Source organism: Streptococcus parasanguinis, assembly GCF_001578955.1.
GTDB lineage: Bacteria > Bacillota > Bacilli > Lactobacillales > Streptococcaceae > Streptococcus > Streptococcus parasanguinis_U.
On record NZ_KQ969690.1, the window covers coordinates 313037 to 320925 of the forward strand.

8 protein-coding genes are annotated in these 7889 nt (G+C 44.1%); all 8 read left to right on the forward strand.

Going from position 1 to position 7889, the window contains the following annotated elements:
- The coding region (locus SPADD19_RS12620) for a methyltransferase RsmF C-terminal domain-like protein (protein ID WP_423170611.1) at positions 1-169 on the forward strand (169 nt) is incomplete at its 5' end.
- Positions 170-276: 107 nt separating this feature from the next.
- Positions 277-1143 (forward strand): phosphate ABC transporter substrate-binding protein PstS family protein, encoded by an 867-nt coding sequence (locus SPADD19_RS05360; protein WP_049518365.1) that lies wholly within the window; start codon positions 277-279, stop codon positions 1141-1143.
- 16 nt (positions 1144-1159) lie between these two features.
- Complete coding sequence (pstC, locus tag SPADD19_RS05365; RefSeq protein WP_049483388.1) at positions 1160-2071, forward strand: phosphate ABC transporter permease subunit PstC; 912 nt, start codon at positions 1160-1162, stop codon at positions 2069-2071.
- Positions 2061-2945 carry a phosphate ABC transporter permease PstA gene (pstA, locus tag SPADD19_RS05370; RefSeq protein WP_003006597.1) on the forward strand — a complete coding sequence of 295 codons (885 nt, stop codon included), beginning with the start codon at positions 2061-2063 and terminating at the stop codon, positions 2943-2945. Before pstC ends, pstA begins: the two co-directional genes overlap by 11 nt.
- Before the next feature lie 10 nt (positions 2946-2955).
- Positions 2956-3759: a phosphate ABC transporter ATP-binding protein PstB gene (gene pstB, locus SPADD19_RS05375; protein ID WP_003011874.1), complete on the forward strand. Its 804-nt coding sequence runs from the start codon at positions 2956-2958 to the stop codon at positions 3757-3759.
- A 29-nt stretch (positions 3760-3788) separates the two neighbouring features.
- Positions 3789-4547, forward strand: coding sequence for a phosphate ABC transporter ATP-binding protein PstB (gene pstB / locus SPADD19_RS05380; protein ID WP_003003393.1), 759 nt, complete (start codon positions 3789-3791; stop codon positions 4545-4547).
- Positions 4548-4559: 12 nt separating this feature from the next.
- Positions 4560-5213, forward strand: a complete 654-nt coding sequence (phoU, locus tag SPADD19_RS05385) for a phosphate signaling complex protein PhoU (RefSeq protein ID WP_021152974.1) — start codon at positions 4560-4562, stop codon at positions 5211-5213.
- A 129-nt stretch (positions 5214-5342) separates the two neighbouring features.
- Positions 5343-7886, forward strand: coding sequence for a M1 family metallopeptidase (locus SPADD19_RS05390; RefSeq protein WP_061455452.1), 2544 nt, complete (start codon positions 5343-5345; stop codon positions 7884-7886).
- Positions 7887-7889 lie beyond the last annotated feature (3 nt).

Sequence of the window (7889 nt, forward strand, 5' to 3'; positions counted from 1 at the left end):
CACGCCTGAAGACTTTGTTCATTATGTGGCGGGAGAGACGGTTCAATTAAAGGAAACGCATCCAAATGGATGGTACCAGGTCCTGGTTGAAGGCAATGGTTTGGGCTTTGCCAAAGTGACCGGACAGACCCTGAAAAATTTCTATCCAAAGGGGCTTCGTTTTAGGTAAAATGCTGGGCAAAGAACCCGTTCTATGATATAGTGGAAGTACAGGTTTTTTTGAAAAAAACTTGTCAAAATCATAAGTGAAATAGTGAAATATCAAGGAGACATGATTTGAAAAAGTCTAAAAAGCTGATCCTAGGACTAGCGACGATCGCATTAGCAGGAAGTTTATCTGCTTGTGCGTCTTGGATCAATCGCGGAGAATCCATCACTGCTGTCGGATCGACTGCCTTACAACCCTTGGTTGAAGGAGTAGTAGATCGCTACATTGAAGAACATCCTGGTAAGATTGTGAATGTACAAGGAGGAGGTTCTGGTACAGGACTTTCACAAGTTCAATCAGGCGCTGTTGATATCGGAAATAGTGACCTTTTTGCAGAGGAAAAATCTGGGATTGATGCTTCTAGTCTGGTCGATCACCAGGTAGCCGTAGCAGGGACAGCCATCATTGCCAATAAAAATATCTCAGTAGATAATTTGACAACAGAGCAATTGCGAAAGATCTTTACGGGTGAATATACCAACTGGAAGCAATTGGGAGGTCCAGATCTTGAAATCACGATTGTGAACCGAGCGGTTGGTTCTGGTAGCCGTGCTGTCTTTGATGCCATTATTATGGATGGCAAACAACCCAAGCAGGCTCAAGAGCAAGACTCTAATGGAATGGTGAAAAACATCGTTTCTCAGACGCCAGGAGCCATCTCTTATCTAGCCTTTACCTACTTGGATAGCAGTGTTAAAACCATGAAGCTTAATGGCTATCAACCAACTAAAGCCAATGTCGTCAACAATAACTGGCCAATCTGGTCTTACGAACACATGTATACTAAGGGAAAACCTAATGAGTTGTCTAAAAAATTCATTGACTACATGATGACCGATGAGGTTCAGCAAAAAGTTGTTGGCAAGATGGGTTATATCCCGATCAATGACATGAAAGTTACCCGTGATTTAAAAGGGAATGTGACAAAAAAATAAAAGAATTAGGTAAAAAATGAACGAAGTAGCAAAAAAAATGCTGACGAAATCAAAAAACTCCCGCCTAGAAAAATTTGGCAGAACCATTACTTTTCTATGCATGAGTTTGATTGTTGTCGTCGTTGCCATGATTTTGATTTTCGTGGCCCAAAAAGGTTTATCGACTTTCTTTGTCAATAAAGTCAATATCTTTAGTTTTCTATTTGGGAGCTCTTGGAATCCTGCTGCAAAGGAATTCGGAGCCCTACCAATGATTCTAGGTTCCTTTATTGTAACCTTGCTTTCTGCCCTCTTGGCAACGCCGTTTGCCATTGGTGCAGCTGTTTTCATGACAGAAGTCTCTCCTAAAGGAGCTCGTTTCTTGCAACCAGCGATTGAGCTCTTAGTGGGGATTCCTTCAGTTGTTTACGGATTCATTGGTCTTCAAGTGGTCGTCCCATTTACGCGTAGTCTCTTTGGAGGGACTGGTTTTGGGATTCTCTCAGGGGTCTTTGTCCTCTTTGTTATGATCCTGCCAACTGTTACCTTTATGACGACCGATAGCCTCCGAGCTGTGCCTCGTCATTACCGGGAAGCTAGTATGGCCATGGGAGCGACCCGTTGGCAAACTATTTGGCATGTCACGCTCAAGGCAGCCCGCTCTGGAATCTTTACAGCGGTTGTCTTTGGTATGGCGCGTGCTTTCGGGGAAGCCTTGGCTATCCAGATGGTTGTAGGAAACTCGGCAGTGGTACCAACCTCGCTCACAACACCAGCTTCCACCCTCACCTCTATTTTGACCATGGGAATCGGAAATACCGTCATGGGTACGGTCAATAACAATGTTCTTTGGTCACTCGCCTTGGTATTGCTCCTCATGAGTCTTGCCTTTAACAGTGTGATTAAACTGATTACGAAAGAAAGAGGTAAGAAGAACTATGCACGCTAAACGAATGGATAAAATTGCGACAGGAGTGCTGTATGCTATTTCAGGGATCATCGTTGCGATTCTTGCCTCATTGATCCTTTATATCTTAGTCCGTGGCTTGCCCCATGTATCTTGGCACTTCTTGACTGGAAAATCTTCTTCTTACCAAGCAGGAGGAGGGATCGGAATTCAATTGTATAATTCCTTCTTTCTCTTGGTCATTACCTTGGTGATTTCCTTCCCACTTTCTCTTGGAGCTGGGATTTACCTCTCTGAGTATGCTAAAAAAGGTCGTTTGACCAATTTGGTTCGTACCTGTATTGAGATCTTGTCTTCCTTGCCATCTGTCGTTGTAGGTCTCTTTGGTTACTTGGTCTTTGTTGTCCAGTTCAAATACGGATTTTCGATCATTTCAGGGGCATTGGCCTTGACCGTCTTTAACCTGCCACAGATGACCCGTAATATCGAAGATAGCTTGCAGCACGTCCACCATACGCAGCGTGAAGCAGGTCTAGCACTGGGCTTGTCTCGCTGGGAAACTGTGATTCATGTCGTGGTACCAGAAGCTCTTCCAAGTATTATCACTGGGGTCGTCTTAGCCTCAGGACGGATCTTTGGGGAAGCTGCTGCCTTGATCTATACTGCAGGTCAATCGGCTCCAGCCCTTGATTGGTCAAACTGGAATATCTTTAGTGTGACCAGTCCGATTTCGATCTTCCGTCAGGCTGAAACCTTGGCTGTCCATATCTGGAAGGTCAACAGTGAAGGAACCATTCCAGACTCGATCGAAGTCTCAGCCGGTTCTGCCGCCGTTCTTTTGATCTTTATCTTGATCTTTAACTTTGGAGCGCGCAAACTCGGAAGTTACCTCCATAAAAAACTAACATCTGCTTAAAGGAGAAGAAATGTCAAAATACAATTGGGATGAGAGACACATCATTACTTTTCCTGAAGAAAAGGTGGTCCTATCGACCAAAGATTTGCATGTCTATTATGGAACGAACGAGTCCATTAAAGGCGTTGATATGCAGTTTGAAAAGAATAAGATTACAGCCTTGATCGGTCCTTCAGGATCTGGAAAATCCACCTACCTCCGTAGTTTAAACCGGATGAATGATACCATCGATATTGCGCGTGTAACGGGTGAAATTTGGTATGAAGGAATCGATGTTAATCGTCCAGATATCAATGTTTATGAAATGCGCAAGCACATTGGGATGGTTTTCCAACGGCCCAATCCTTTTGCCAAATCGATTTATAAAAACATTACCTTCCCGCATGAACGCGCTGGGGTGAAAGATAAGAAGATCTTGGACGAATTGGTCGAAACTTCTTTGAAACAGGCAGCTCTATGGGATCAGGTCAAGGATGACCTTCATAAATCAGCTCTGACACTTTCAGGTGGTCAACAGCAACGACTTTGTATCGCACGGGCCATCTCTGTGAAGCCAGATATCTTACTCATGGATGAGCCTGCTTCAGCGCTTGATCCGATCGCGACAGCGCAATTAGAAGAAACCATGCTTGAGTTGAAGAAGAATTATACCATTGTCATCGTGACCCACAGCATGCAACAAGCAGCCCGTGCCAGTGATTATACCGGTTTCTTCTACCTAGGAAACCTCATCGAGTACGATAAGACTTCGAATATTTTCCAAAATGCGAAATTGCAATCGACCAACGATTATGTATCTGGTCACTTTGGATAAAGTAAAATGACAACAAAAAGGAAAATAGAATGACAGAACCAATTTTGCAAGTCAAGGACTTGTCGGTTTATTACAATAAAAAGAAGGCTTTGAATAGTGTCTCCTTGGACTTTGCTCCAAAGGAGATTACAGCCTTGATTGGTCCTTCAGGATCAGGGAAATCTACCCTTTTAAAAGCCATTAACCGCATGGGCGACCTTAACCATGAGGTCACCACCACAGGAACCATCCTCTACAATGGACATAATATCTACGGACCACGGACCGATACGGTCGAATTGCGTAAGGAAATCGGAATGGTCTTCCAACAGCCCAATCCTTTCCCAATGTCCATTTATGATAACGTGACCTATGGCTTGATGATTAATGGTGTCAAGGACAAGGCTGTCTTGGACGAAGCAGTTGAAACCTCTTTGAAACGCGCGTCCATCTGGGATGAAGTCAAGGATCGCCTGCATGATTCAGCTATCGGGCTTTCCGGTGGTCAGCAGCAGCGGGTCTGTGTGGCGCGGGTCCTTGCGACCAGTCCAAAGATTATTCTTTTGGATGAGCCAACTTCAGCGCTGGACCCGATTTCAGCTGGTAAAATTGAAGAAACCTTGTATGGACTAAAAGACCGCTACACCATGCTCTTGGTGACACGCTCCATGCAACAAGCGAGTCGGATTTCCGATAAAACAGCCTTTTTCTTGGATGGGGATTTGATCGAGTACAATGACACCAATGAAATGTTCTTGAACCCAGCTAAGAAAGAAACAGAAGACTATGTCTCTGGTAAATTTGGATAGGAAGAAAATAAAATGTTACGAGTTCAATTTGAAGAAGATTTAGAGAAGTTGCATAACCAGTTTTATGCAATGGGAAATGAAGTGTTGAGTCAGATCAACCGTACGGTCCGCGCTTTCGTGACCCATGACCGTGAATTGGCCCGCCAAGTTATCGAAGATGACGCGGAGATCAACGACTACGAAGTGAAGTTAGAGCGCAAATCCTTTGAGATTATTGCCCTTCAACAGCCCGTTTCACAAGACCTTCGTATCGTGATGACTGTCTTAAAAGCGGTCTCCGACTTAGAGCGGATGGGTGACCACGCAGTATCAATTGCCAAGGCAACGATTCGCATGAAAGGGGAAGTCCGCATCCAATCTGTTGAGGAAGAGATCAGCAAGATGGGCCGTGAAGTCAAAGATTTTGTCGAAGCGACATTAGATGTTTACCTCAAAGGCGATGTGGATTTGGCCTATGAAGTTGCGACACGAGACGAAGTCATCAACCATTACTTCGATAGCATCCAAGAATTAGCAACAGAAGAAATTCGGAAAAATCCTGAGTCCATCGTGACCGGGAGGGATTATTTCCAAGTGATCAACTTCTTGGAACGTATCGGAGATTATGCAAAAAACATCTGTGAATGGGTGGTTTACTTCGAAACAGGTAAAATTATCGAAATGTAAGATCATAGAGTCTTTTCGATATCAGACAGGCATTGTCATGCTTGTCTTTTCTTTTATCTTGACTTTGTGATAAAATAGTTTTATTAGGGCTTTTCATTGGAAAGCAAGAAACATTTAAAGGAGGAAATTATGCAAGCAGTTGCACATTTTGTAGAAACATTCGTTCCAGAACATTACGAAGTGTTTTTGGATTTAAATCGTAAAACCAAGACCTTTAGCGGTCGTGTGGTGATCACAGGTCAAGCCAAGGCGGACAAGATCTCGCTTCACCAAAAGGATTTGACCATCGAAACAGTAGAAGTAGCAGGTCAAGCCCGTCCATTTACGGTTGATGATGACAATGAAGCAGTCTATGTTGAATTGGAAGGAACAGGTCAAGTGACAGTTACTCTGACCTATTCTGGTAAGATCACAGACAATATGACAGGGATTTACCCATCTTACTACAGCATTGATGGCGTGAAGAAGGAAGTCCTCTCTACCCAGTTTGAGAGCCATTTTGCGCGTGAAGCTTTTCCAAGTGTGGACGAGCCTGAAGCCAAAGCAACTTTCGATCTTTCTTTGAAATTTGACCAAGAAGAAGGTGAAATCGCCCTTTCAAATATGCCTGAAATCGATGTGGAAAACCGCAAAGAAACAGGAATTTGGAAGTTTGATACGACTCCACGGATGTCTTCTTACCTCCTTGCCTTTGCTGCTGGAGATCTTCAAGGAGTGACAGCTAAGACCAAGAATGGAACCCTAGTCGGTGTCTACTCTACCAAAGCTCACCCATTAGAAAACTTGGACTTCTCATTGGATATTGCCGTTCGTGCTATTGAATTTTATGAAGACTACTATGGTGTGAAGTATCCAATCCCTCAATCCCTTCATATCGCCCTTCCAGACTTCTCTTCAGGAGCGATGGAAAACTGGGGCTTGGTAACCTACCGTGAAGTCTACCTTCTAGTAGATGAAAACTCTACGGCCCAAAGCCGTCAAACAGTAGCCTTGGTGGTGGCTCACGAATTGGCTCACCAATGGTTCGGAAACCTCGTGACCATGAAATGGTGGGATGATCTCTGGTTGAATGAAAGCTTTGCCAATATGATGGAATATGTCAGCTTGGATGCCATTGAACCAAGCTGGAATATCTTTGAAGACTTCCAAACAACTGGAGTGCCTGCTGCTTTGAAACGCGATGCTACAGATGGCGTTCAATCCGTCCATGTGGAAGTCAAACACCCAGACGAGATCAACACTCTTTTTGACCCAGCAATCGTTTACGCTAAGGGTAGCCGTCTTATGCACATGCTTCGTCGATGGTTAGGCGATGACGCCTTCCGCAAAGGGTTGAAGATCTACTTTGAAAAACACCAATACGGCAATACTATCGGTCGTGACCTTTGGGATGCTCTTGGGCAAGCTTCAGGTCGTGATGTCGCAGCCTTTATGGATTCTTGGTTGGAGCAACCAGGATACCCTGTTGTTTCAGCTTCTGTGGAAAACGATACCTTGATCATCCGTCAAGAGCAGTTCTTCATCGGAGATAGAGAAGAAAAAGGACGCAAGTGGGTTGTTCCGTTAAATAGCAACTGGACGGGTATTCCAGATACCTTGGAAACTGAAGTCTTAGAAATTCCAAACTACAGTGCCTTGAAAGCAGCTAACAGCGGAGCTCTTCGCTTCAATACAGAAAATACAGCTCACTATATCAGTGACTACCGTGGGGAATTGTTGGAAGACATCCTTGCTGACCTTGCTAGCTTGGATAGCACTTCAAAATTACAAGTGGTTCAAGAACGTCGTCTTTTAGCTGAAAGTGGTCAAATTTCTTATGCAAGCCTCTTGCCAGTGATTGAACACTTGACAGAAGAAAGTTCCTACTTGGTTGTTTCAGCTGTTTCGAGCGTCTTAGCTGGAATCAGTCTCTTTGTGGATGAAGGAACTGAAACAGAAGCTGCCTTCCATGAGTTGTTGAAACGCTTGAACCGTTACAACTTTGAACGCTTGGGTCTAGAAGCTAAGCCTGGTGAAACAGAAGAAGACGAAAAAGTTCGTCAGCTAATGATTGCTAATATGATCAAGGCCAATGATGAAGCTGCAAAAGCTCAAGCGAGCACTATCTTTGAAGCACATGCAGATGATTTGGAAAAACTTCCAGCTGCCATCCGCCTGCAAATCTTGGTCAACCAAATCAAGCACCAGGAAACCAAGGAGCTTAGCCAACAATACCTGGATACTTATGTTAAGACAGTAGATGGGAACTTTAAACGCCAGTTGGCGGCTGCACTTTCTTATACCAAGGATGAGGAAACTTTGGAAGCTCTATTGAAGGAGTGGAAGAACAAGGATGTGGTGAAACCTCAGGACTTGGCTATGAGCTGGTATTACAACTTCTTGCATGATGACTTTACCCAAGGTAGAACCTGGACTTGGGCACGTGAAAACTGGGATTGGATCAAGAAAGCCCTCGGTGGTGATATGAGCTTTGATAAGTTTGTCATCTACCCAGCTAACTGTTTCAAGACCCGTGAACGGTTGAATGAATACAAGGCCTTCTTTGAGCCTCAATTGGATGATATGGCGATCAGCCGTAATATCAAGATGGGAATTAAAGAAATTGCAGCTCGTATTGATCTTATCGAGCGGGAGAAAGCAGCAGTAGAAGCCGCTATCCTTGCGACAAAATAGATT

Excerpts from the sequence above, each read along its gene's own strand:
- pstC (WP_049483388.1), top strand. The coding sequence starts at position 1,160 with ATGAACGAAGTAGCAAAAAAAATGCTGACGAAATCAAAAAACTCCCGC.
- pstA (WP_003006597.1), top strand. The coding sequence starts at position 2,061 with ATGCACGCTAAACGAATGGATAAAATTGCGACAGGAGTGCTGTATGCT.
- pstB (WP_003011874.1), top strand. The coding sequence starts at position 2,956 with ATGTCAAAATACAATTGGGATGAGAGACACATCATTACTTTTCCTGAA.
- pstB (WP_003003393.1), top strand. The coding sequence starts at position 3,789 with ATGACAGAACCAATTTTGCAAGTCAAGGACTTGTCGGTTTATTACAAT.
- phoU (WP_021152974.1), top strand. The coding sequence starts at position 4,560 with ATGTTACGAGTTCAATTTGAAGAAGATTTAGAGAAGTTGCATAACCAG.
- SPADD19_RS05390 (WP_061455452.1), top strand. The coding sequence starts at position 5,343 with ATGCAAGCAGTTGCACATTTTGTAGAAACATTCGTTCCAGAACATTAC.